Source organism: Sphingopyxis sp. (assembly GCF_025869345.1).
GTDB lineage: Bacteria > Pseudomonadota > Alphaproteobacteria > Sphingomonadales > Sphingomonadaceae > Sphingopyxis.
Window position 1 is genome coordinate 1 of sequence record NZ_JAOZVW010000138.1, and the last position, 21671, is coordinate 21671.

The following is a 21671-nucleotide window of genomic DNA, read 5'->3' on the forward strand; positions in this document are numbered from 1 at the left end:
CACGCCTTCTTCAAGGCGCTGCTGTTCCTCGGCGCGGGCTCGGTGATCCATGCGATGCACCATGAGCAGGACATGCGCTATTACGGCGCGCTGCGTAAGCACATCCCGCTCACTTACTGGGCGATGATGGCGGGGACGCTGGCGATCACCGGCGTCGGCATCGCGGGCGTCGCGGGTTTCGCGGGCTTCTATTCGAAGGACGGCATTCTCGAGGCGGCCTATGCCGCGGGCGGCGGCGGACAGGTCGCTTTCTGGGTCGGCACCTTCGCGGCGCTACTCACCAGCTTCTATTCGTGGCGCCTCGTCTTCCTGACCTTCCACGGCAAGCCGCGCTGGGACCAGAGCGAGCATATCCAGCATGCGGTGCACGATGATCATGGGCACGGCCATGACGACCATGCCCATGCGCATCACCATGACTCACACGGGGACGGCACCGCGGGCTATCACCCGCACGAAAGCCCGCTCTCGATGCTGATCCCGCTCGGGGTGCTGTCGCTCGGCGCGGTGTTCGCGGGTTTCGTCTTCCACCATGCGTTCATCGATCCCGAGGGCGGAATGGCCTTCTGGAAGGGCAGCCTCTTCTTCGACGAGCATCTGATGCACGCAGCGCACGAAGTGCCGCTGTGGATTAAGTGGGCGCCGTTCACCGCGATGGCGATCGGTCTGGCGATTGCGTGGAACAATTATATCCGCGACACCAGCCTGCCGGCAAAATTCGTGGCGCAGTTCAGGCTGCTGCACCAGTTCCTGTACAACAAATGGTATTTCGACGAGCTCTACAACATCCTGTTCGTGAAGCCCGCCTTCGCGATCGGCCGCTTCTTCTGGAAGCGCGGGGATGAAGGCACCATCGACCGCTTCGGTCCCGATGGCGTCGCGGCGCTCGTCCAGGGGGGGACCCGGCTCGCGGTCCGGCTGCAATCGGGTTATGTTTATGGATATGCGTTCGTGATGCTGCTCGGTCTCGTCGGCCTCGCCAGCTGGGCCATGGTGAAGTTCCTGTGAGCGGGCTTCCCATCCTGTCGCTGATGCTGGCGATCCCCGCGATCGCCGCCATCGCCTGCCTGTTCGTCGAGGCGAAGCCCGCGCGCATGATCGCGCTCGGCGCGACGCTGGTCGATTTCGCGCTCGGCATCATGCTGTGGGCGAATTTCGACATCGGCGGCGCGCAATGGCAGTTCACCGAGCGCGCCGACCTGTTCGGCCGTTTCCAGTGGGCACTCGGCGTCGACGGCGTCGCGATGATGCTGATCGTGCTCAGCACCTTCCTGATGCCGCTCTGCATCCTCGCGAGCTGGGAATCGATCAAGCAGCGCGTCGGCCTCTACATGGCGATGTTCCTCGTCATGGAAGTCATCATGATCGGCGTCTTCGCGGCGCAGGATCTGCTGCTCTTCTACATCTTCTTCGAGGGCGTGCTGATCCCGATGTATCTGATCATCGGCATCTGGGGCGGCCAGAACCGCATCTATGCGGCGTTCAAATTCTTCCTCTATACGCTGCTCGGATCGGTGCTGATGCTCGTCGCGATGATCGCGATGATCCGCGAGGCGGGGACGACCGAGATTCCGGTCCTGTTGAACTATAATTTCCCGCCGGAGATGCAGACCTGGCTGTGGCTCGCCTTCTTCGCGAGCATGGCGGTCAAGATGCCGATGTGGCCGGTCCACACCTGGCTTCCTGATGCGCACGTCCAGGCGCCGACCGCGGGCTCGATGATCCTGGCGGGCGTGCTGCTCAAGATGGGGTCTTACGGCTTCCTGCGCTTCATGATGCCGATGTTCCCCGACGCCTCGGCGCAATTCATGTGGCTCGTGTTCGCGCTGTCGATGGTCGCGGTCGTCTATACCAGCCTCGTTGCGCTGGTGCAGAGCGACATGAAGAAGCTGATCGCTTATTCGTCGGTCGCGCATATGGCGATCGTCACCGCGGGCCTCTATGCCTTCAACCAGCAGGGGATCGAGGGCGCGCTGATCATCATGCTCAGCCATGGCGTCGTCTCGGCCGCGCTCTTCTTCTGCGTCGGCGTGATCTACGACCGGCTGCACACGCGCGAGATCAGCCGCTACGGCGGGCTTGCAGTGAACATGCCGGCCTATGCGCTGTTCTTCATGCTGTTCACCATGGCGTCGATCGGCCTGCCGGGCACCAGCGGCTTCGTCGGCGAATTCCTGAGCCTCGCCGGCATCTATGAGGCGTCGAGCTGGGCGGCGTTCGTCTGCACCACCGGCATCATCCTCGGCGCCGCTTACATGCTGTATCTCTATCGCCGCGTCGTGTTCGGCGAATTGACCAAGGACGATGTGAAGGCCATGCCCGACCTCAATCCCCGCGAATGGGCGATCTTCGTGCCGCTCGCCGCGGTCGCGCTGTGGATGGGCGTCTATCCCGAGAGCTTCCTCGCGCCGATGCGCGGCGACGTGACCACGGTGGTCGCGCGGCTCGCCCCGGCGAAGCCCGCGGGCGACGCGCATGTCACGGCGGGCAAGCCCAAGGCGGCCGCTCCGGCGCACGGAGACGCCAAGGGCGAAGCGCATCATGCGGGAGGCGTCCAATGACCGCTGATCTCGCGCTCGTCTGGCCCGAGCTGATCCTGACGATCGGCGGGCTGATCACGCTGATGCTTGGCGCCTTCGCGGGCGACCGGCAGGTCGGGCTCTATCAGCTCGCGGCGCTGCTGACGCTCGCCGCCGCGGCGGTCGCGGTCGCGGCGCTGTTCGGCACCGAGGCTTCGGTCTTTTCGGGCACGCTCGCGGTCGACGGCTTCGGCGGGTTCGCCAAGCTGCTCATCTATGCCGCGAGCTTCGTCTGCATCGCGATCGCGCCGCGCTATTTCGGCGAGGCGATGCGCGCCGAATATTCGGCGCTGATCGTCTTCGCGGCGCTCGGCATGGGCATCATGGCCTCGTCGCGCGACCTGATGACGCTCTATGTCGGGCTCGAGCTCAACAGCCTTGCCTCCTATGTGCTCGCCAGCTTCATGCGTAATGATGATCGGTCGAGCGAGGCGGGGCTCAAATATTTCGTCCTCGGTGCGCTCGCTTCGGGCATCCTCCTGTTCGGCATCTCGCTGCTCTACGGCTTTTCGGGTACCACCGATTTCGCCGGGGTCGCCACGGCGATGGCGGGCGGGGTCAATATCGGCCTGCTGTTCGGCATCGTCTTCGTCGTCGCGGGGCTGGCGTTCAAGATCAGCGCGGTGCCGTTCCATATGTGGACCCCCGACGTCTATGAAGGCGCGCCGACCCCGGTGACGACCTTCTTCGCCAGCGCGCCCAAGGTCGCGGCGATGACGCTGCTGACGCGCGTCCTGATCGATGCGATGGGCCCGGCGGGCCCGGCACTCGCGGCATGGCAGCAGATCATCATCTTCCTGTCGCTCGCCTCGATCATCCTCGGCGCGGTCGGCGCGATCGGGCAGAAGAACATCAAGCGCCTGCTCGCCTATTCGTCGATCAACAATGTCGGTTTCATGCTGATCGGTCTCGCTGCGGGAACGCAGCAGGGGGTCGAGGCGGTGCTGACCTATCTGCTCGTCTATGTCGTCACGACGATCGGCGCTTTCCTGTTCGTCATGCAGCTCCGCGATGCCGATGGTCGGATGGTCGAGAGCATTCCCGCCTATGCCGGCCTGTCGAAGCGCCAGCCGGGGCTCGCCGCGGCGATGGCGGTATTCCTGTTCAGCCTCGCCGCGATCCCGCCGCTGTTCGGCTTCTGGCCGAAGTATCTGGTGTTCGAGGCCGCGGTGAACGCGGGGCTCGTGCCGCTGGCAGTTGCCGGGGTGGTCGTGTCGGTGATCGGCGCTTTCTATTATATCGCGATCATCAAGACGATGTACTTCGACGAGGAGCCCGAGACGGTGATCCGGAACGGCGGATCGCGGGTCGAGGGCGCGGTGATCGGCGTCAGCGCGCTGTGGTTGTCGGTGATCGGCTATCTCTTCATCCCGATGCTGGCGGCGGCCGCGGCGAGCGCTGCTTCGGTGCTGTTCTGATACCGCCGATCGAGCGGATCGCGCAGACAGGTTCGACCAATGCCGACCTGCTGGCGCGGCTGGCAGGCGGTGAGCATGTCGGCGAGGGGCATTGGCTCGTCGCAGACCGTCAGACCGCTGGGCGCGGTCGCCTCGGGCGTCCGTGGGATGATGGGCAGGGCAATTTCATGGGCTCGACCGTCGTGCAGCTTACCGCGGGCGATCCGTCGCCCGCGACGCTGGCATTGGTCGTCGCGGTCGCGCTGGCGAAGGTGGTGACGATCTTCGCGCCCGCGGTTCCGCTTCAGCTCAAATGGCCGAACGACCTGTTGGTGGATGGCGCGAAATGTTCGGGCATATTGCTCGAACGCAGCGGCAATGCCGTGGTGATCGGGGTAGGGGTCAATCTTGCCTCGGCGCCCGAGCTGCCCGACCGCGCGACCTTCTCCTTCGCCGGGGCCGGCATCGCGATCGACCGCGACCGCTTTGCCGAGGCGCTGGCGGTCGCGCTGGTCGATGCGCTGTGGAGCTGGCGGCAGGAGGGCGTCGAAAGCATCGTGCGCGCGTGGCTGCCGCTCGGCCACCCGGTGGGGACGCCGCTCCGCGTGTCCGAACAGGGCATCGACGGGACGTTCGATGGGCTCGCGCCCGATGGTGCGCTGCGCTTGCGCCGCGCCGACGGGGAGGTCATGCTGATCCACGCGGGCGACGTCGAACTGCAACGGCCCGTGAAGGGGAACTGAGATGCTGCTCGCGATCGATGTCGGCAACACCAACGCCAAATTCGCGCTGTTCCGGGAAACCGAGCTGCTCGCGCGCTGGCGCATCGCGACCGACGACCGCCGTACCGCCGACGAATATATGGTCTGGCTCGACCAGCTCATGCGCATCGAGGGGCATGACCGTGCCGAGGTCGATGCCGTGATCATCTCGACCGTGGTGCCGCGCGCGCTGCACAATCTGCAACTGCTCGCCGTCAAATATTTCGGCGTCGACGCGCTCGTTGCCGGGCGGGAGCCGGTGAGCTGGGGGATCGCGCTCAAGGTCGACGAGCCGCAGTCGGTCGGCGCCGACCGTGCGGTCAATGCGATTTCGGCGCAGGCGGTCGCGCCCGGCAAGGACAAGCTCGTCATCAGCTTCGGCACCGCGACGACGCTCGATCATATCGGGCCCGAGGGCGCCTATCTGGGCGGGATCATCGCGCCGGGGGTCAATCTGTCGCTCGAAGCGCTCGTCGCCGCCGCGGCCAAGCTGCCGCGCATCGCGATCGAAGCGCCGCCGACAGCTAGTGTCATCGGCCGCACCACCGAAAGCCAGATGCTGATCGGCGTCTATTGGGGCTATGTGGCGATGATGGAAGGGCTGATCGCGCGCATGAAGGCCGAGATCGGCACGCCGCTGACCGTCATCGCGACCGGCGGCCTCGCGACCCTGTTTCAGGAGCAGGCGCATCTGTTCGACCGTATCGAGCCCGACCTGACGCTGAACGGGCTGATGCACCTCTATCATCAAAGGAATATGAGCGCATGACCACCCCCGGCAAGGAGCTGCTTTTCCTCGCGCTCGGCGGGTCGGGCGAGATCGGCATGAACGCCAATCTCTATGGCTGCGACGGCAAATGGATCATGCTCGACTTGGGCGTGACTTTCGGCAGCGCCGATTATCCCGGCATCGACATCGTCATGCCCGACCTTGAATTTATCGAGGACCGCAAGAAGGATCTGCTCGGCATCGTGCTGACCCACGGGCACGAGGATCATATCGGCGCCATCCCCTATCTCGCCGCCGACCTTGGCGTGCCGCTCTACGCCAACCGCTTCACCGCGGGTCTGATCGCGCACAAGCTCGCTGAAGAGGGGCTGGAGAAGGAGGTCGAGATCAGGGTCGTCGACATCGACGCGCAGTTCGAGATCGGGCCCTTCGGCATCCGTCTGGTTCCGCTCGCGCATTCGATCCTGGAGATGAGCGCGGCGGTGATCGACACGCCCTATGGCCGGGTGTTCCACACCGGCGACTGGAAACTCGACGAGGAGCCGATCCTCGGCGCCCCCGCGACCGCGGCGGCGCTGACCGCGGTCGGCGACGAGGGCGTCGATGTTCTCGTCTGCGATTCGACCAACGCCTTCAACGCCGAGGCGTCGGGAAGCGAAGGCAGCGTCCGCGACGGGCTGATGCACGCGGTCGGTGCGGCGAAGGGCAGGGTGGTCGTCACCACTTTCGCTTCCAACGCCGCGCGGCTCGCAACCTTGGGCGCGGTAGCGAAGGCGACGGAGCGCACGCTGTGCGTTGCCGGGCGTTCGCTCGACCGTATCCTCGGCGTCGCGCGGTCGGTCGGATATCTGAACGATTTCCCGCCGACGGTCGATTTCGACGAGGCGATGCGGCTGCCGCGCGACAAGCTGATGGTAATCGCGACCGGCGGGCAGGGCGAACCGCGCGCGGCGCTTGCGCGCATGGCGGGCGACGTCCACCAGATCAAGCTCGAGGCGGGCGACACCGTCGTCTTCTCCTCGAAGCAGATTCCGGGGAACGAGGTCGCGATCGGGCGGATCATGAACCAGCTCGCCGCGAAGGACGTGCTGACCGTCACCGAGAAGCAGGCGCATATCCACGTCAGCGGCCATCCGGGGCAGCCCGAACTCGCCGCGCTCTATGGTTGGCTGCGGCCGAAACTGATCGTGCCGGTGCACGGCGAGATCCGCCATATGCACGAGCAGGCGCGCTTCGCGCTCGAAAAGGGCGTGCCCGACGCGCTGGTGCAGGAAAACGGCGATCTCGTCCGCCTCGCGCCCGGCCCGGCGCGCATCGTCGAGCGGGTGCGATCGGGACGGCTGCTCCTCGACGGCGACGTCATCCTCCCCGCCGATGGCGAGACGATCAACGAGCGGCGCAAACTGGCGCTGAACGGCCAGATGTCGGTCGCGGTGGTGCTGTCGGGTGGCAAGTTCGTCGAGAGCGCGATCCACTATCGCGGCGTGCCGGTCGAGGACGACCGTGAGACCTTCATCGAGGAGCTGAACGAGGCCGCCGAACAGGCCGCGACCGGAAAGGCGCGCGACCGCGATGCGCTGAAGGAAGCAATCCGCCTCGGCGTCCGCCGCGTCGCGACCGACTGGACCGGCAAGAAGCCGATCACCGACGTGCTGATCATGGATATCTGAGCGATGAAATGGACCTCGGCCCTCGCGATCTACACGCTCTTCTGGGCGTTCAGCGCCTTCTTCGTGCTGCCCTTCCATGGCCGCCGGACGGAAGACGATGCGGTGCCGCTGGTCAAAGGACAGGAACCGGGTGCCCCCGCGCGCTTCCGCCCGGGGCGCATCCTGCTGCAGATGACGGTCGTCGCGACGATCGGCTTCGTCATCTTCTACATCGGCTATGTGCAGGGCTGGGCCGATCCCGACGTGCTGAGCGGGCGGGCGTAGAAACATCCCGGCAGGAGCGTGATGACCTTGGATTGATCCGAATGCGTCATTGCGAGCACAGCGAAGCAATCCAGAGCGGTTAACGTGCACGCTGGATTGCCGCGTCGCTTCGCTCCTCAATGACGATTCTTCCTGCTTCAGATGAGCATCTTTTTCATGAAGAAGCGAGGATAGTAAGGCGCGGGGCCTCCGATCTCGCCAAACACCTCGAAGCCATGACGCTCATAAAACGGCTTGGCCTGGAAGGCATAGGTGTCGAGAAGCATATGGTTGCAGTTGCGGCGACGCGCTTCCTGCTCCGCCAGATCGAGCAACTTTGCCCCGATGCCCTTGCCGCGCAAAGCTTCCGGCAGAGCGATCATCTCGATATGAAAACCGCCCCAGCGCGACGATCCGATCAGCCCGCCAATCACCTGACCATCATCGATTCCGGTCACCAATGCAGCAAAGTCGTGGTTATCCAGCGAAGGCACGGCTTCCCGCGTAAACATCCGTAGCGCTTCCAGCACCGCAGCACATTCGACCTCACTGGGCCGTGTAGTTGTTTGGATCGTTACGCCGTTCACGCCGTTCAAGCCGGCTTGGTCAGTTCCGCAGCCGGTCGATCGCCTGCGCGAGCGCGACATAGAGCTTGCCGATGTCCGACGACAGCAGGGTGACGCTGATCGCCGAGCCGTCGCGCGCGCCGATCAGCAGGCGCAGCATCGCCTCGAAATCGTGGATGAACTGGTTCACCGACGCGTGGAAGCCATCGTCATTCTGATAGAGGCGCAGGATTTCCTTGGCCTCGCTATTCTCGACCAGCTTGACCGCGCGGCGTGAGAAGACGCCGCGGTCGCCCTTCAGATAGGCGTCCCAGGCGGTGTCGCTGACTTCGCTCGACAGGATTTTGGTCATGTCGATTGCGGTCGATTTGAGCGCTTCGGTCAGCACCCCGACCTGCTTCGCGAGCGAATCGCGGTCCGATGCGGCGATCGCCTGTTCGGCCTCGATCGCGCGCTGCTCGACGCTGGCGCTGGTGTCCATGATGGTGATGAGCTGGCGCATCAGCCGGTCGGCGGCGCCGTTCGCGGCCTCGACCGCGCGCTGCGAGGCGTCCTCGATCGCGGTGAGCTGCGCCATGATCTCCGACTTGAAGGCGGCGTCGATCGCTTCGGTCGCGGTCGCTTGCATCGCCTCGCGCGCGCCGGCGACGAGATTTTCCAGTGTCCGGCGCGCTTCCTCGGCCGCCGCATCGGCGGTCGTGCGCACCTCGCCGAGTGTGGCGATCATCCGCGCGCCGCCCTGTTCGGCGAAGTCGTCGGCACCGCTGCGCAGCCGCGCGAGCGCGGCGTCGGCCTCGGCGAGCGATGCATTGACGCGATCGGCGAGCGCCTGCTGGCTTTCGGCGTGCGCCGCCATCTTGTCTTCGCTCGCCTGCAAGGTCGATTTGACCGCGCTGACGTGCGACAGCGCCGACTGCGCCACCAGCTCCGACGCTTCGAGCATGGGTTTGAGTTCGGCGAGCGTCGTCTGCGTCGTCTTGCCGTGCGAGGCCATGCGATCAAGCGAGCGCGGGAGCGTTTCGTCGAGTTCGCGCGTCACCGCGTCGAGCGCGAGCAGCAGCGATTCGGCCTGGGTGATGAGCTGGTGCGCCGAGCCGTTGCCGGTCTGCACTTCCGCCATAAAGGCAGCGAGCTGGTCCTTGGTGCCGTCGATCGCGCGGCCGATCACGCCGGTGCTCGCCGAAACGCTGACGTCGAGAAGCTCGAGCTGCTGGCCGACATCGGCGACATGCGTCTTGATCCGCGCGGCGAGCGCTTCGCTTGCTTCGCCATGTGCGGTCAGATCCGCCCCGATCGCGTCGCCCGCGGCGCGGGCGGCGGCGAGGCGCGCGTCGAGCTGGGACGCGGCGGTATCGACGCCGTCGCGGAACTGGCGCCAGCTATCGTCCATTCGGGCGGTCACCGTGGCGATCGTCGATTGGAGATCGTCGCGCGCGGTCGCGGCCGCCTGCGTCATGCGGGCGAAGGCGACGTCATGGGCTTCGGTGACGTGCGCGGACGCCTCGACCAGTCCGGCCTCGGCATCCTTCGCCTGTTGCTGCAACGCGCCGATCGCCTCGTGCAGGCTGGCGGCCGATGCCGCGCCGGCATCCCTGGCCTTGACGGCTTCCTCGGACAGCGCGGCGAGCCGGGCTTCGAGATTGGCGCCCTGCTGGTGCGCGACCAGTCCCGCCTCGCGAAAATTGACCGCGAGCCGCTGCGCGACGTCGTCGATTCGCGGCAGCCCAGCGAGCAGCCCGTCCATCCGCTGCATCGCGACATCGCCCGACCGCGCGAGCTGGTCGTGCGCATTGGCGATGACCGACGCATTGGTCGCGAGCTTGTCGCTGCTCTCGCTGAGCCGGGTCACCGTATCGAGCCCGAGCTGCTGCACGCTGCGCGCCTGTTCGGCGAGTTGCCGCTGCGCGTCGGCGAGATGCGCCGCCAGCGCGCGCATCGAATCGTTGAGCGCGTGATTTTCGTCGCGAAGCGCCTTGGCTGCGCGTGCGAACCGCGCCTGTTCGGATCGGCCCGAGCGCAGCAGCGCCATCCACAGCACCGCGAGCAGGGTCAGCGGCATCGCGACCGTCGCGACGAGCGCGGGCCAGTCGGTCAGCGCGGGGGCGCGCGAAAAACCAGCCGTCGCGGCGGTGAGTGCGAAGATCGTCCAGCCCAGACCGGCGATCAGCAGCAGGATGGGGGCGACGCGGTCACGGAAGGCCGAGGGCGCTTCCGCCGCGCCGGAAACCTCATCCTCTTCGGTTTCGGCGAGCGCCGACATATCGAGCCAATCCCGCTCCACCGATGCGGCGGCTTCGGGCTCAGGCACGGATTCGGGCGCCGCGACGTCTGCCGGGGCAGCTTCGTCCGTGCCGTTCGATTCCGGTTTTGCCGCGGCATCCCGCCACAATCCGACGATCTTCTTTTCCCCCGTCATCCTGCCATCTTAGCACCAAATGCCGTCCATGGAACGGAAACTTAACCACGATCTGGCAAGGCTGTGGAATGTCGTTCGATAGCGGGCCCCTCGACCGGTATATCAGCGCGGCGGTCGGCGACGATCCGGCCGCGGCACGCGAGTTGCGCGCAAGCTTCGCCGCGGGCGCGCGCGAGCTTGCCGACCTGATGCGCCGGTCGCGCTGCGACGCGAACTGGCATGCCGCCGCCGAACGCCTGAAAAGCCTGGCCGCGACATTCGGCATCATCCCGTTGATTCAGCTTGCCGAAACGGCAATGGACGGCGTGCCCGGCGATCCCGCCGTTCTGCGCGATATCAACGCGGCGATCGAGCGCATCGCATAAGCGCGCCTGCATCGGCGGGTTCAATTCCCGTTCAGCCGCCCGCCGCCAATGGAAATATCGATCCCGGCCGTCTTGCCTTGGCAACGCTACGGGTCTAGCCGCGTTCTGAACTGCGGCTGGCCCCCGCTTGTCTTAAGGCAAGCCGGCCGTTTCTGAGGAGAGATTTTGATGTTCAACCGTTTCCGCCCGATGTCCGCAACGGCGATGGCGGCTATTCTCGGCTGCTCGATGATGGCGCTGACCGTCCCCGCGGCGGCGAAGGAAAAGCCGAAGAAGGAAGAGGCGGCGAAGGGGCCGTCGCTCAGCCCGAGCAAGGCTTTTGCGCCCGCCGGCAAGAAGATGGAAGACGCCGCCAAGAAGAAGGATGCGGCGGCGCTCCAGGCGGCCGTGACCGAAGCGCAGAGCGTCGCGAGCAGCAACGACGACAAATATTTCCTCGGCTTCTACACGCTCCAGCTCGGCATCCTGAACAAGGATGAAGCCTTGCAGGCGCAGGGGCTCGACATGGCGCTCGATTCGGGCTTCGTCCCGGCCACCGACGCGGGCCTCTATAATTTCTATTCGGGGCGTTTCGCCTATGTGAAAAAGGATTATCCGAAGGCGATCCAGCGTTTCGAAGCGGCCAAGGCGGCTGGATCGGCGGAGGAATCGCTGCCCGTTCTGTTGATGGACAGCTATTTGAACGCCGGGCAGGTCGATCAGGGGCTTGCCATCGCGAAGGCCGGAATCGAAGCCGCCCATGCCGCGGGCCGGCCCGCGGCCGAAGACCTCTATGTCCGTCCGGCCAAGGCGCTGCAGGCCGCGAAACGGACCGACGACCTGCTCGACCTGCTGACGCTGCGCGTGCGCGACTATCCGCAGCCGGAGATCTGGCGCAACACGCTCTATATCCTGCTCCAGCAGGTCGGCGGCGACAAGGACCTGAACCTCGACATTCTGCGCCTGATGCGCGCCACGGGCGCGATGACCGACCGCGGCGAGTATCTGGAATATACGGCGCTCGCCACCGACGCCGGCTTTCCGGGCGAAGTCGTCGCGGTGATCAACGAGGGCCTGGCCAAGAATGTGTTCCCGAAAACCGACGCGCGCTTTGGCCCGCTCCTCGCGTCGCAGACCGAGCGCGCCAGCGCCGACCGGGCGGGGCTGATCGCCGACGCGGGCAAGCCGGGGCTGACCTCCAATCCCAAGGTCGCGCGCAGCACCGCCGACGCGCTTGTCGGCATCGGCGAAGTCGCGAAGGCGATTCCGATCTATGAAGCGATCGCGGCGGCCGATCCGGTCGCGCAGTATCGCCTTGGCGTCGCGCAGGCGCTGGCCGGCCAGTCGGATGCGGCGACCGCGAGCTTCGCCAAGGTGCAGGGAAACCGGGCGCGCCTTGCCAGGCTGTGGACCGTTCATACCCAGCCCAAGGCGGCTCCCGCGGCACCGGCGGCTCCCGCCCCCGCTAACTGATCGCGCGGTCATTTAACGAAAAAGGGCGCCTTTCCACGGGAAGGCGCCCTTTTTTCTGCCCGATCGTATCGCGGTCAGGTTTCGACGGGAATCCCCGAAAGCTGCTTGGCGGTGCGGATCGTCAGCGAGGTCTTGACGCTCGTGACATTGGGCGCCGAGGTCAGGTGCGCGGTCAGGAAGGACTGGAAGCTCTGCAGGTCGCGCGCGACGACCTTGAGCAGGAAGTCGATCTCGCCATTCAGCATATAGCATTCGCGCACTTCGGGAAGCTGGCCGACATAATCCTCGAAAGATTTGAGGTCGGACTCGGCCTGGCTGCGCAGGCTCACCATCGCAAAGACCGTGATGCCATAGCCGAGCTTCGCGGCGTCGAGGTCGGCGTGATAGGAGCGGATGACGCCCGACTCCTCCAGCGCGCGCACCCGGCGCAGGCAGGGCGGCGCCGTCAGCCCGACCATCTGCGCCAGCTCGACATTGGTCATCCGCCCGTTTTTCTGCAGTTCGGCGAGTATCTGCAAGTCGATCTGATCGAATTTCTGGCTTGCCATCATTGAAACATCCGCTTTCTAAAACTGCGGCGACCATAATATTATTTCAGCCGATTGCAATTGTCCCACAATGTGACGCGGATGGTTAAGGCACTTTCATGACCGGGTGATTCACGCTAGCCGCTAAGCATACGCTAACCAACGAACAGGGTGTGGGGCCGGCTTCGCGTGACCGCTGACTCGATGATCGCGACCATCTTGCGCCAGGCGCCGCGCGATCCGCGTGCGCGCATCGCGGCGTGGCGCCAAATCTCCGATATTCTCGCGCAGCGCGGTAATCAACTGTCCGATGACGACGCTCGGCGCGCCCTTCACGCACTCGCCATATTGCGGCCGCAGGTGCCCGAAAAGATACGCCGCGATTGCGCCGCGGCGATCGCGCGCCACGGCCGCTTCGCGCCGCTCGTCGCTTTCTATGCCAACGATGTGCCCGCCGTGTCGGCGGCGATGCTTCAGCGCGCGCGGCTGACGGAGACCGACTGGCTCGCGCTGCTTCCCGCGACCGCTGCAACCGCGCGCTCGATCCTGGCCGGGCGCGACGACCTGCCCGGCGATGTCCGGCGCGCGCTCGAAAGCCTGGGCGCGGGGTCGGTCGCGCTGCCGCAGCCAGCCGCGGCTTCGGCCGCCGCCGATCCGCGGGACGGCGAGCCGCTGGCGGCTGCGGACAGCGCGCCGAGCCAGATCAGCGAGCTTGTCCGCCGCATCGACCGTTTCCAGTCGGCGCGGGCGCAACCCCCGGCGCGCAAGGCCAGCACCGGCTTCCTGTTCGAGGCTGGGCCGGATGGGCTGATTCGCTGGGTCGACGGGATCGCGCGCGGCGCGGCGATCGGCCTGTCGATCGCCGAATCCGCCTTTGGCGGCGAGCCGGGCGCCGATGGCGCGGCGGCGGGCGCCTTTCGCCAGCGCGCGGAAATCGTCAACGCCCGCATGATGCTCGAAGGTGCGGCGGCGGATGCCGGCGAGTGGCGGTTTTCGGCAGTGCCCTGGTTCGATTCGGCAACCGGGCAGTTCCGCGGCTATCGCGGCAGCGCACGTCGCCCGCAGCCGAGCGAATTGCCCTATGGACGTCCGGCAGTCCAGGAATCGGGCGATTCGATCCGCCAGTTGATCCACGAACTGCGCAGCCCGCTCAACGCGATTTCGGGGTTCGCCCAGATCATTTCGGGCCAGATGTTCGGGCCGGTCAGCGCTTCCTATCGCGCGATGGCAGAAGCGATCGTCGCCGATGCGGCCGCGATCCAGGCGATCATCGAGGATCTCGACACCGCGACCCGCGCCGCCGGGCCGCAGGTGCCGCCGCCGCCGGGCGAAACGGCGGACCTTGGCGCAGTGATGACGCAGGTCGAGACGGATCTGGGCGCGATCCTTGCCGACCAGCGGGTCGACCTCAGCATCTCGCGGGTCGGCGGGCCGTTCGTCGCGCGGGTCGGCGACGCCAATTCGCGGCGCATGATCGGACGGCTGCTGACCGCGCTTGTCGATATTTCGGAACCCGGCTCGGTGCTTGTCGGGCAGCTCGTGACCGAAGCGGCGCAGGACGATACGCTGCAACTGCGTGTCGTCCGGCCGCTCGCGATCCGTTTCGCGACCGCCGCCGACCTGCTCGACCCCGGGTTCAGCCCCGAAGGCGAAGCCCCCGGCGCGGCGATTCTGAGCCTCGGCTTTTCGTTGCGCCTCGTCGACAGCCTCGCGCGGGGGGCAGGGGGACGTCTCGATATTGGGCATAACGCCTTGACCTTGCACCTGCCCTCGGCCAACCCAAGCACCGAGCTCGGCGTTCAGCAGGGCGAATAGCCCGCGCGGCGGGCTGGGGGTGGCCCGCACGCGGGCTCAGGGGCGGAAGGGAAAAAGGTGCAGCCTGCGGGCAATTTCCTGACGCATCCGGCGGATGCGGGGCTTATCGGCCTCGAAGACGGCGAGCGACCGCGCTTCTGGGTGACGTGCGACACCGAGGAGGATTTCGACTGGTCGGCGCCGTTCGCGCGCACCGGATACCGGCTCGATTCGGTCCCCGCGCTCGCCGAATGCCAAAGCTATTTCGAGCGCGCGGGGGTGAAGCCCATCTATCTGGTCGACTGGCCGATCGTCGAAGACGATCGCGCGGCCGCCATATTGGGCGATGCGCAGGCGCGGGGGGGGTGCGAGATCGGCGCGCAGCTCCACCCCTGGGTCACGCCGCCCCACGATGAGCCGGTGAACGAGCGCAACAGCTATACCGGCAATCTGCCGCCGGCTTTGCAGCGCGCCAAGATGACGGCGCTGCGCGATGCGATCCGCGACCGGTTCGGGGTGGCCCCCACGGTCTATCGGGCCGGGCGCTATGGCCTGGGCCCCGAAACCGCCACGATGCTCGCCGAGCTCGGCTTTCGGTGCGACACGTCGGTGCGGGCCGGGTTCGACTATCGCGGCGGGCACGGTCCGGATTATCGTGCCGCGCCGCTCAAACCCTGGTGGGTGCCGACGGCGCATGGCGCGGTGCTGGAGGTGCCGGTGACGACCGTGTTCGGCGGCCTTATGGGGCTGAAGGGCAAGCGGCTCTATCATCGCATCACCCGCGACGGCACGCGTATACGGGCGGCGTTGGCGCGGCTCGGACTGGTCGAACGGATTGCGCTGACGCCCGAGGGCATTCCCGCGGAGCGGGCGTGCCGCGCGATCGACATCGCGCTGGACCGGGGGTTGCCGGTGCTCAATTTCTCTTTCCATTCGCCGTCGCTACAGCCCGGAAATACGCCTTATGTCCGAAGCGATGCCGATCTCGATCTTTTTTACCGCTGGTGGGACAATGTGCTGGACCATCTCGCGCTGCGCGGGGTCGAGGCGACCGATGCGGCCGCGATCCTAGCGACGGCCGAACGGAAAGCGCCGGCTGTTTGATCCAAGCCGCTTGCCAATCGCCGCCGCGCTCCGCTATCGCCCGCATACCCCCGCCGGGTGTTGCAAATGGGGGCCTGTAGCTCAATGGTTAGAGCTGGCCGCTCATAACGGCTAGGTTGCGGGTTCGAGTCCTGCCGGGCCCACCATTCGAAAATAACGAAGTAAAATCAACAACTTGTGATGATTTGAATGGATCGAGCAAGGTTAAGCTGAAAAATTTTAATTTTTGTTTTCAACACTATAGGTGAGTCTTTCTGGTACTGCTGAGGTCATTTGGGGGTGTCACGGCGATATCGAGAAAGCCCCTGATGCGGTAGAACGATGGAGTTCCGAGAGCGCCGTGCGATTTCCATAAATCTATAAGATGAAGGCATCGGCGGTCCGTCCGGTGCGCGACGGCTTTGCGCCTCATGTCGGCCGTTCCATGGGCTGCTCGGCGAGTCCGAAAGCAGATGCAGTGTTTGCGGACCTTGAAGGCTGTCCGGATTCATCAGCTCGATCTGCGGGAATTGTCGTTCGTTCAGACGCGCAGCACGGACCAATCAGCGGTCACAGTATTGGCCGACCGCAAGCAAGCCTGTTTCTCCGACGGACCACTCTCGCATCGACGGTGCGAAAGTTGTACGGACCGTAAATCAGGACGATGGCCGCACCTACAGCGGATCGTGGCTGTTCGTGCCCATCCTGAAACGAGCAAGGACAGTCGCCCCGGCAACTGTCTCCGCCAGCTGTGACGCGAAAACCACGATAAAGCTGATCGGGGGCAATGCGTTCGATCGAGGCGGCGCGCGTCTTCATGTTTCCAAGAAGGGCTCCGACTGTGCAAGCGGGGCTCTTCCGGCGTGCAGGTCCCGCTCTTCAAAGGCTCATTTGAATCGCTCGTGAATCGCTCGGCGCGAGGTCGGCTAAAATTCTCCCGCCACGCCAACGCGGACAGCGTTGTTGCCGTGTCCCGCGTAGGCGAAACCCGCTGTGAGGGCGAAGGGGTTCTCGGTGTCCAGCCGGTGCGAGATCGCGCCGCCGATCGCCTGCGCCTCGCGGAAGGTCGCTCCGTTGAGGGAATAGCTCGTCCGTCCGGGTGCCGACGGCATCGGAGCGTAGCCCATTGCCATCGCTGCAGCGGTGCCGGAGCGTGCGTCGCGCCGGACGCGGTCGAGGTCGAAGCGGATCTCTGCCAGATCGCCCGGCCCGAAATCGGCGAGCGCGAGATTGCCTGCTGCGTCCGACGTCACATAGCTGACCGGACCCGACTGGGCAGCGCGGCTCGCCGCCGATCCGATCCCGGCGAGCGTATAGGTCGAGGCGCTCGATCCGAGCGACACCTGGCCCGTGCGGCTCGCGACGGCATTCTCGCCGATTGCCACCGCTCCCGCCGCCATCGCCTGGGCATTGCTGCCGAGCGCAATCGCCGATTGTCCTTCTGCCACGCTGTCGGCGCCGATGGCCACGGCCGCGAGCCCGGTCGCGCGGTTGTCCGCACCGATAGCGACTGCACCGCGCCCCGTCGCGTGATTGGGGTCGCCGATCGCGACGGCTCCATCGCCTGACGCAACATTGCCGAGACCGATCGCCACCGCGGCGCCGTCGGTCGCCTGCGCACCGGTGCCGATGGCGACCGCATCGTCGCTGCCGGCATTCGCTCCAGAACCCATCGCGATGGCGTTCGTGCCGGTTGCGGTTGGCCGGGCACCGCTGCCGTTGATCGCCATATAGTCGGTCCGGGCCAGTGCCTCATCGGCGCTCGCCCTGGCGATCTGGGCGTTGGCCGAGGCGCTTTCGGCGATCGAGCGGGCAAGATTGGCGTTGGTCTGCGCGGCGACCGCGACCGTCTCCGCATCTTCGGCCTTCACCGCGGCAGCGTCGGCCGCGGTCTGGGCATTGTTCGCGTTGGCGAGTGCCAGTTCCGCCGTCTGGCGCGTCACCGCGCCGCTGGCGATGGCTTCGCTGGCGAGGTTGTGGGCCTCGTCCGCACGCGTCTGTGCGGTCGCGGCCTCCGTGCGGGCAATCGCGGCCTCGCTTGCTGCATTGTTTGCGGTCGCCTGCGCGGTGGCGGCGTTCGCGAGCGCGGTATTGGCGGTATTCTGGGCCGTGGCTGCGTTCGCCAGCGCCGTATTCGCGGTGCTCTGCGCTGTGGCCGCATTGGCGAGCGCCGTGTCGGCCGTACCTTGTGCCGCGGCAGCGTTGTTCAGTGCGGTGGTCGCCGTTGCTTGCGCAGTTGTGGCGCTGGCAAGCGCGCTGTCCGCGGTTGCCTGAGCCGTCGCGACCGCCTGATTGGTCGTATGAAGCTGCCCGCCTGTCACGGCGTCGGCGGATCCCGCCGCGACGCTGCCATCGGCGACGTTGACGATTCGGCGCTCGGCGCCCGCAGCGCCGACCGAGACGGTGTTCGCCTGATCCGCGACCGATCCCTGTCCCAGCGCGACGGCGCTCTCGCCGGTAGCGCTCGCGCCCTGGCCGAAGGCAGAGGCGCCGAGGGCATGGGCCTTGGCGTTCTCGCCCACCGCTGTCGCGTCGGTTTGTCCGGCGGCGGCCCCGCCCGCCTCCGCATTGGCGCCGATCGCCGTCGAGCGGGCATTGAAATAGATCTGGCCGTTCCAGGTGCTGCCGGCCTGAGCGGAATGGCCGATAGCGGTGCTCGATGGACCGACCGCAAGACTCCGTGCGCCGTTCGCAGTACTGTAATCGCCATCGACAAAGCTGCCCTGGCCCGTGGTGGTGCTGTTGGCGCCAATGACACCGGCGCTTTGGCCGATCGCAGTACTGTTGATGCCCATAGCGGTGGCGGCCTGGCCCACCACCGTGCCGTTCGCGCTATAGGCGATGCTGCGCTGGCCGATCGCGGTGCCATTGACGTCGAAGGTCTGGCTTAGCGTGCCGATCGCGGTGCTATAGTCGCCCATCGCCTGCGCCTCCTGTCCGAAAGCGGAGGCGTCGATGGCATTGGCCCTGGCGTTCGCTCCCACGGCGGTCGCATTGTTTTGGCCGGCGGCGGTCGTGCCCGCCTGCGCCAGCGCACCCAGCGCGGTGGTCCCGGAATTGATGAAGCCGTTCGCCGACGTTCCGCCGGCCTTGGCCTGGAACCCCGTCGCTGTGCTGTGTTCGCCCGACGCGAAACTGGCCACGCCCGTCACCGTGCTGCCGTCGCCGGACGCGACACTATCGGTACCGGTGGCTGTTGTATAATAGCCGCTTGCGACGCTGTTCGCACCGGTTGCGGTACTGAAATCGCTGCTTGCGATACTGTTCGCACCCGTCGCTGTGCTGCGAATGCCGCTGGCCTCGCTTCCTCTGCCGGTGGCGGTTGCGGCAAAGCCGCTGGCGGTGCTGCCGTGCCCCGTCGCGGTGGTCGCGGTGCTGCTTGCGGTGCTGTCCCGGCCGATGGCGGTGCTGTTGAGCCCGCTGGCCTCGCTATCCTGGCCGCATTCGGTGGAATTCGCGCCGGTGCCATTGTTGCACTCCGGCGTCGGGTCGGCGCGGGCGGCCGTAGACAGCATCAGCGCAGCGGTGACGGCGAAGGGGCTGGCGGCAAGCAGTTTTACGCGCGTGAGACGCATGAGATTTCCCCTGATTCGTGGTAACACGCCGCCATCCGGCCCGAAGAGCGAAGTCTCCGCGCGGATGCTGCGGATCTGCTCCTCGGACACGCCGACGCCGGGTCATGTCGTCCGGTCAGACTAGGGGCGCGAGGGCCGGCGATTCTACCGATCAATTCCGATGAATTCTGACCGATTCTGACGATGCCGGTGCGGTTTAGTGTGGTGAATCCGACGCAAACCATTGAACCAGGCCAGAAAATATCGGATAGCTATTTTATGGGCGCGCGAACGACATGCTTGATCTGAAGACGATCCTGATCGTCACCTTGGCGACGGCATGCCTTCAGGCGACGGTCTGGATTTTCGCCTGGCGTGCCTGGCGGCATCTCTATGAACTCAAGTTTCTCGCCGCCGGTTTCGTCGCGATGGCGGCGGGCGTGTCGCTGATGCTCCTGCGCGGCGGCGACCCGACGGGGGGAGCGATCATCATCCCGAACCTCACCATCAAGCTCGGGCTGGTCCTGTTGGCCGAGGGGCTGGCCCGCTTTCTCGGGCAGCCGCGTTATAGCTGGATCGGCATGTCCCTGCTGATCGCCCATGCCGCAGCCTGGAGCTTTATCGTGGCGGTAGATCCGGGCAACATCGCGGCCCGCATTCACACCTCGACGATCTTTACCGTCACCATCATGTCGGTGATGTGCCTGGGACTCGCGCGCGACCGCATGCAACCGGCGGCGCTGCGCTGGACCACGATCGCCGTACTCGCCGAATATATGCTGGCGAGTATCGTCCAGAGCGTCCTGGAGATTGGCTTGCCCGCCGGTTTTCGGAGCGCGCCGGTGCTGGCCGACCGCAATGCCTGGTATCTGCTACAGGGTACGCTGTTTCTGTTGGCGCTTTTCGCATGCCTGCTTTTCATGGTGAGCTGGCGGCTGTCCCTGGATCTGCGCGAGAAGAACGACAGCCTCTCTCGCGAAGTGCAGGAACGGCGGCGGCTCGAAAGCGATTTGAGCGTGAGCCTGGAGACCGAGCGCGCGTTGCGTGAAGAGCAGACCGACCTCATGCGGATCGTCAGCCACGAATTCCGCACACCGCTGGTCATCATTCGCAATGCTGCGGAAATGATCGGTCTCGTCGGCGATAAATCGCCCGAAGCGACGCGCGAGCGACTCTCGGGGATCGATGAGGCGCTCGATCGCCTGTTCACCCTGATCGATCGATTCATCGCCGAAGACCGCGAACGCGTCTATCGGCCCGAGCCGATCCGGCTCGGCTCGGTCCTCGACGACGTGAAAAGGCATTTTGCGCGGATGGGTTCGGGTGATCGCCTGGAGGTTGCTGCCGAGAAGGATATCATAATCCTCGCCGACGCCGAGATGATCATGACGGTCCTCATCAATCTTGTGGACAATGCGCTGAAATATTCGCCTGGCCATTGCCCGGTCAGCCTTGCGGTTCGGGAAGAGCCCGCCTGCCTCATAATCGACGTGCGCGATCGGGGAATGGGCATTCCCGAAGGGCAGCGGGGCAAGGTCGGGCGCCGTTTCTTTCGGGCCTCCAATGCTGCGACGACCGCAGGCACCGGCCTGGGCATCTATTCGGCTCGCCGGCTGCTTGCCTATCATGGCGCAGCGGTGGATTTCGAACCCCAAGGCGAATGCGGCACCGCAGCCGTCGTACGGTTTCCGCTGCCCGCCGACTGCGTGCCCGGCCCTGTCGGTGAGCATGTGACGGCATGACCCATATCCTGATCGTCGAGGATGAGCCCCGCTTGCGCCAGGATCTCGGCGATTTTCTCGAGTTGCGCGGGTTTGATGTCACGACGGCTGCCACGGCGCAGGACATGCGCGCGGCGCTTGCGGACGGTCCTCCACCGGCCGTGATAATCCTCGACGTCGGATTGCCCGACGGAAATGGCTTCGACCTGGCTATGGAAATCCGCCAAAGTCAGGATTGCAGGATCATCATGTTGACCGCCTTTGGCGACAGTGCCGATCGTGTTCGAGGGTATGACAGCGGCGCCGACATTTATCTCGTCAAGCACAGCACATTGCGGGAGATCGAAGCTGCGATCCGCAGCCTGCTGCGGCGCACCGGAAGTCTGTCGGGGCCGGCGGATGGCGGCAAGGGGTGGGTCCTGGACAAAGCCGATTGGGCGGCGATCGCGCCAGACGGGACGGCGCTGAAGCTGACGGCAACCGAGTTCGCGTTCCTGAGCCTGTTGTGCAAACGCCCGGGAGAGATTTGCGCGCGCGACGAGATCGTGAAAGCGCTCGCCCGGCCCGGAGGGCATTTCGATAATCGTCATCTTGACGCGGTCGTGAGCCGACTGCGCCGCAAGTTCGCAAGAGCCGCAAATCTCTCGTCCGCGATCAAGGTGGTCTACGGCGTCGGCTATACCTTCACCGCAGACATCGCCGTGAAATGAGCGTCGGCGGGCGTAGGCGGTATCGACGCCACCACTGTCCGCATGTCCGGGACGACGGGCCGCCAGGGTTTGATGCGGCGGCTGCAAAGCGGGCCTGTTCTCC

Annotated in this window: 17 protein-coding genes and 1 tRNA gene; 14 read left to right on the plus strand and 4 right to left on the minus strand. The window is 65.8% G+C overall.

Features of this window, described 5'->3' with window-relative positions:
* From OJI97_RS14685 to OJI97_RS14715, 7 genes are all read left to right on the plus strand, one after another.
* On the plus strand, positions 1–1008 hold a 1008-nt coding region (locus OJI97_RS14685), incomplete at its 5' end, for a proton-conducting transporter membrane subunit (RefSeq protein ID WP_297664671.1).
* Positions 1005–2561 carry an NADH-quinone oxidoreductase subunit M gene (locus OJI97_RS14690; protein WP_297664673.1) on the plus strand — a complete coding sequence of 519 codons (1557 nt, stop codon included), beginning with the start codon at positions 1005–1007 and terminating at the stop codon, positions 2559–2561. The genes OJI97_RS14685 and OJI97_RS14690, both read left to right, overlap by 4 nt.
* On the plus strand, positions 2558–3997 hold the full coding sequence (gene nuoN, locus OJI97_RS14695; RefSeq protein ID WP_297664674.1) for an NADH-quinone oxidoreductase subunit NuoN: 1440 nt from the start codon (positions 2558–2560) through the stop codon (positions 3995–3997). The genes OJI97_RS14690 and nuoN overlap by 4 nt, the downstream gene beginning before the upstream one ends.
* Positions 3919–4719, plus strand: coding sequence for a biotin--[acetyl-CoA-carboxylase] ligase (locus tag OJI97_RS14700; RefSeq protein WP_297664675.1), 801 nt, complete (start codon positions 3919–3921; stop codon positions 4717–4719). Before nuoN ends, OJI97_RS14700 begins: the two co-directional genes overlap by 79 nt.
* A gap of 1 nt (position 4720) precedes the next feature.
* Complete coding sequence (locus OJI97_RS14705) at positions 4721–5506, plus strand: type III pantothenate kinase (RefSeq protein WP_297664677.1); 786 nt, start codon at positions 4721–4723, stop codon at positions 5504–5506.
* A complete protein-coding gene (locus tag OJI97_RS14710) occupies positions 5503–7137 on the plus strand; it encodes a ribonuclease J (protein WP_297664679.1) in 1635 nt (544 codons plus the stop codon). Before OJI97_RS14705 ends, OJI97_RS14710 begins: the two co-directional genes overlap by 4 nt.
* Positions 7138–7140: 3 nt before the next feature.
* A complete protein-coding gene (locus OJI97_RS14715) occupies positions 7141–7401 on the plus strand; it encodes a DUF1467 family protein (RefSeq protein WP_297664681.1) in 261 nt (86 codons plus the stop codon).
* A 137-nt stretch (positions 7402–7538) separates the two neighbouring features.
* On the opposite strand, the gene OJI97_RS14720 is transcribed toward OJI97_RS14715, so the two are convergent.
* Together OJI97_RS14720 and OJI97_RS14725 are read right to left on the minus strand one after the other, a co-directional pair.
* Positions 7539–7967 (minus strand): GNAT family N-acetyltransferase, encoded by a 429-nt coding sequence (locus OJI97_RS14720; protein WP_297664881.1) that lies wholly within the window; start codon positions 7965–7967, stop codon positions 7539–7541.
* Positions 7968–7986: 19 nt separating this feature from the next.
* Positions 7987–10362: a hypothetical protein gene (locus OJI97_RS14725; protein ID WP_297664683.1), complete on the minus strand. Its 2376-nt coding sequence runs from the start codon at positions 10360–10362 to the stop codon at positions 7987–7989.
* Positions 10363–10430: 68 nt separating this feature from the next.
* Between OJI97_RS14725 and OJI97_RS14730 the strand changes: the two genes are divergently transcribed.
* Positions 10431–10727: an Hpt domain-containing protein gene (locus OJI97_RS14730; protein WP_297664685.1), complete on the plus strand. Its 297-nt coding sequence runs from the start codon at positions 10431–10433 to the stop codon at positions 10725–10727.
* A 168-nt stretch (positions 10728–10895) separates the two neighbouring features.
* Complete coding sequence (locus OJI97_RS14735) at positions 10896–12179, plus strand: tetratricopeptide repeat protein (RefSeq protein WP_297664687.1); 1284 nt, start codon at positions 10896–10898, stop codon at positions 12177–12179.
* Between the two features lie 74 nt (positions 12180–12253).
* Here OJI97_RS14735 and OJI97_RS14740 read toward each other — a convergent pair whose 3' ends face one another.
* Positions 12254–12727, minus strand: coding sequence for an Lrp/AsnC family transcriptional regulator (locus OJI97_RS14740; RefSeq protein WP_297664689.1), 474 nt, complete (start codon positions 12725–12727; stop codon positions 12254–12256).
* Between the two features lie 168 nt (positions 12728–12895).
* Here OJI97_RS14740 and OJI97_RS14745 point away from each other — a divergent pair, with 168 nt between their 5' ends.
* The 3 genes from OJI97_RS14745 (at position 12896) to OJI97_RS14755 (ending at position 15750) form a co-directional block, all read left to right on the plus strand.
* Entirely contained in the window at positions 12896–14521 is a 1626-nt protein-coding gene (locus OJI97_RS14745) for a histidine kinase dimerization/phospho-acceptor domain-containing protein (protein WP_297664690.1), read from the plus strand.
* A 57-nt stretch (positions 14522–14578) separates the two neighbouring features.
* On the plus strand, positions 14579–15604 hold the full coding sequence (locus OJI97_RS14750; protein WP_297664691.1) for a polysaccharide deacetylase family protein: 1026 nt from the start codon (positions 14579–14581) through the stop codon (positions 15602–15604).
* 70 nt (positions 15605–15674) lie between these two features.
* A tRNA-Ile gene (locus tag OJI97_RS14755) sits at positions 15675–15750 on the plus strand.
* A 759-nt stretch (positions 15751–16509) separates the two neighbouring features.
* Here the strand turns inward: OJI97_RS14755 and OJI97_RS14760 are convergent.
* Complete coding sequence (locus OJI97_RS14760; RefSeq protein ID WP_297664692.1) at positions 16510–19248, minus strand: YadA family autotransporter adhesin; 2739 nt, start codon at positions 19246–19248, stop codon at positions 16510–16512.
* 185 nt (positions 19249–19433) lie between these two features.
* Here OJI97_RS14760 and OJI97_RS14765 point away from each other — a divergent pair, with 185 nt between their 5' ends.
* Positions 19434–20879 (plus strand): HAMP domain-containing sensor histidine kinase, encoded by a 1446-nt coding sequence (locus tag OJI97_RS14765; protein WP_297664694.1) that lies wholly within the window; start codon positions 19434–19436, stop codon positions 20877–20879.
* On the plus strand, positions 20876–21568 hold the full coding sequence (locus OJI97_RS14770; RefSeq protein ID WP_297664696.1) for a response regulator transcription factor: 693 nt from the start codon (positions 20876–20878) through the stop codon (positions 21566–21568). Before OJI97_RS14765 ends, OJI97_RS14770 begins: the two co-directional genes overlap by 4 nt.
* Positions 21569–21671: the final 103 nt, after the last annotated feature.

What these genes read in the sequence shown, in the direction of transcription:
- nuoN (WP_297664674.1), top strand. Translation starts at nt 2,558, where the DNA reads ATGACCGCTGATCTCGCGCTCGTCTGGCCCGAGCTGATCCTGACGATC.
- OJI97_RS14705 (WP_297664677.1), top strand. Translation starts at nt 4,721, where the DNA reads ATGCTGCTCGCGATCGATGTCGGCAACACCAACGCCAAATTCGCGCTG.
- OJI97_RS14710 (WP_297664679.1), top strand. Translation starts at nt 5,503, where the DNA reads ATGACCACCCCCGGCAAGGAGCTGCTTTTCCTCGCGCTCGGCGGGTCG.
- OJI97_RS14715 (WP_297664681.1), top strand. Translation starts at nt 7,141, where the DNA reads ATGAAATGGACCTCGGCCCTCGCGATCTACACGCTCTTCTGGGCGTTC.
- OJI97_RS14725 (WP_297664683.1), bottom strand. Translation starts at nt 10,362, where the DNA reads ATGACGGGGGAAAAGAAGATCGTCGGATTGTGGCGGGATGCCGCGGCA.
- OJI97_RS14730 (WP_297664685.1), top strand. Translation starts at nt 10,431, where the DNA reads ATGTCGTTCGATAGCGGGCCCCTCGACCGGTATATCAGCGCGGCGGTC.
- OJI97_RS14735 (WP_297664687.1), top strand. Translation starts at nt 10,896, where the DNA reads ATGTTCAACCGTTTCCGCCCGATGTCCGCAACGGCGATGGCGGCTATT.
- OJI97_RS14740 (WP_297664689.1), bottom strand. Translation starts at nt 12,727, where the DNA reads ATGGCAAGCCAGAAATTCGATCAGATCGACTTGCAGATACTCGCCGAA.
- OJI97_RS14765 (WP_297664694.1), top strand. Translation starts at nt 19,434, where the DNA reads ATGCTTGATCTGAAGACGATCCTGATCGTCACCTTGGCGACGGCATGC.
- OJI97_RS14770 (WP_297664696.1), top strand. Translation starts at nt 20,876, where the DNA reads ATGACCCATATCCTGATCGTCGAGGATGAGCCCCGCTTGCGCCAGGAT.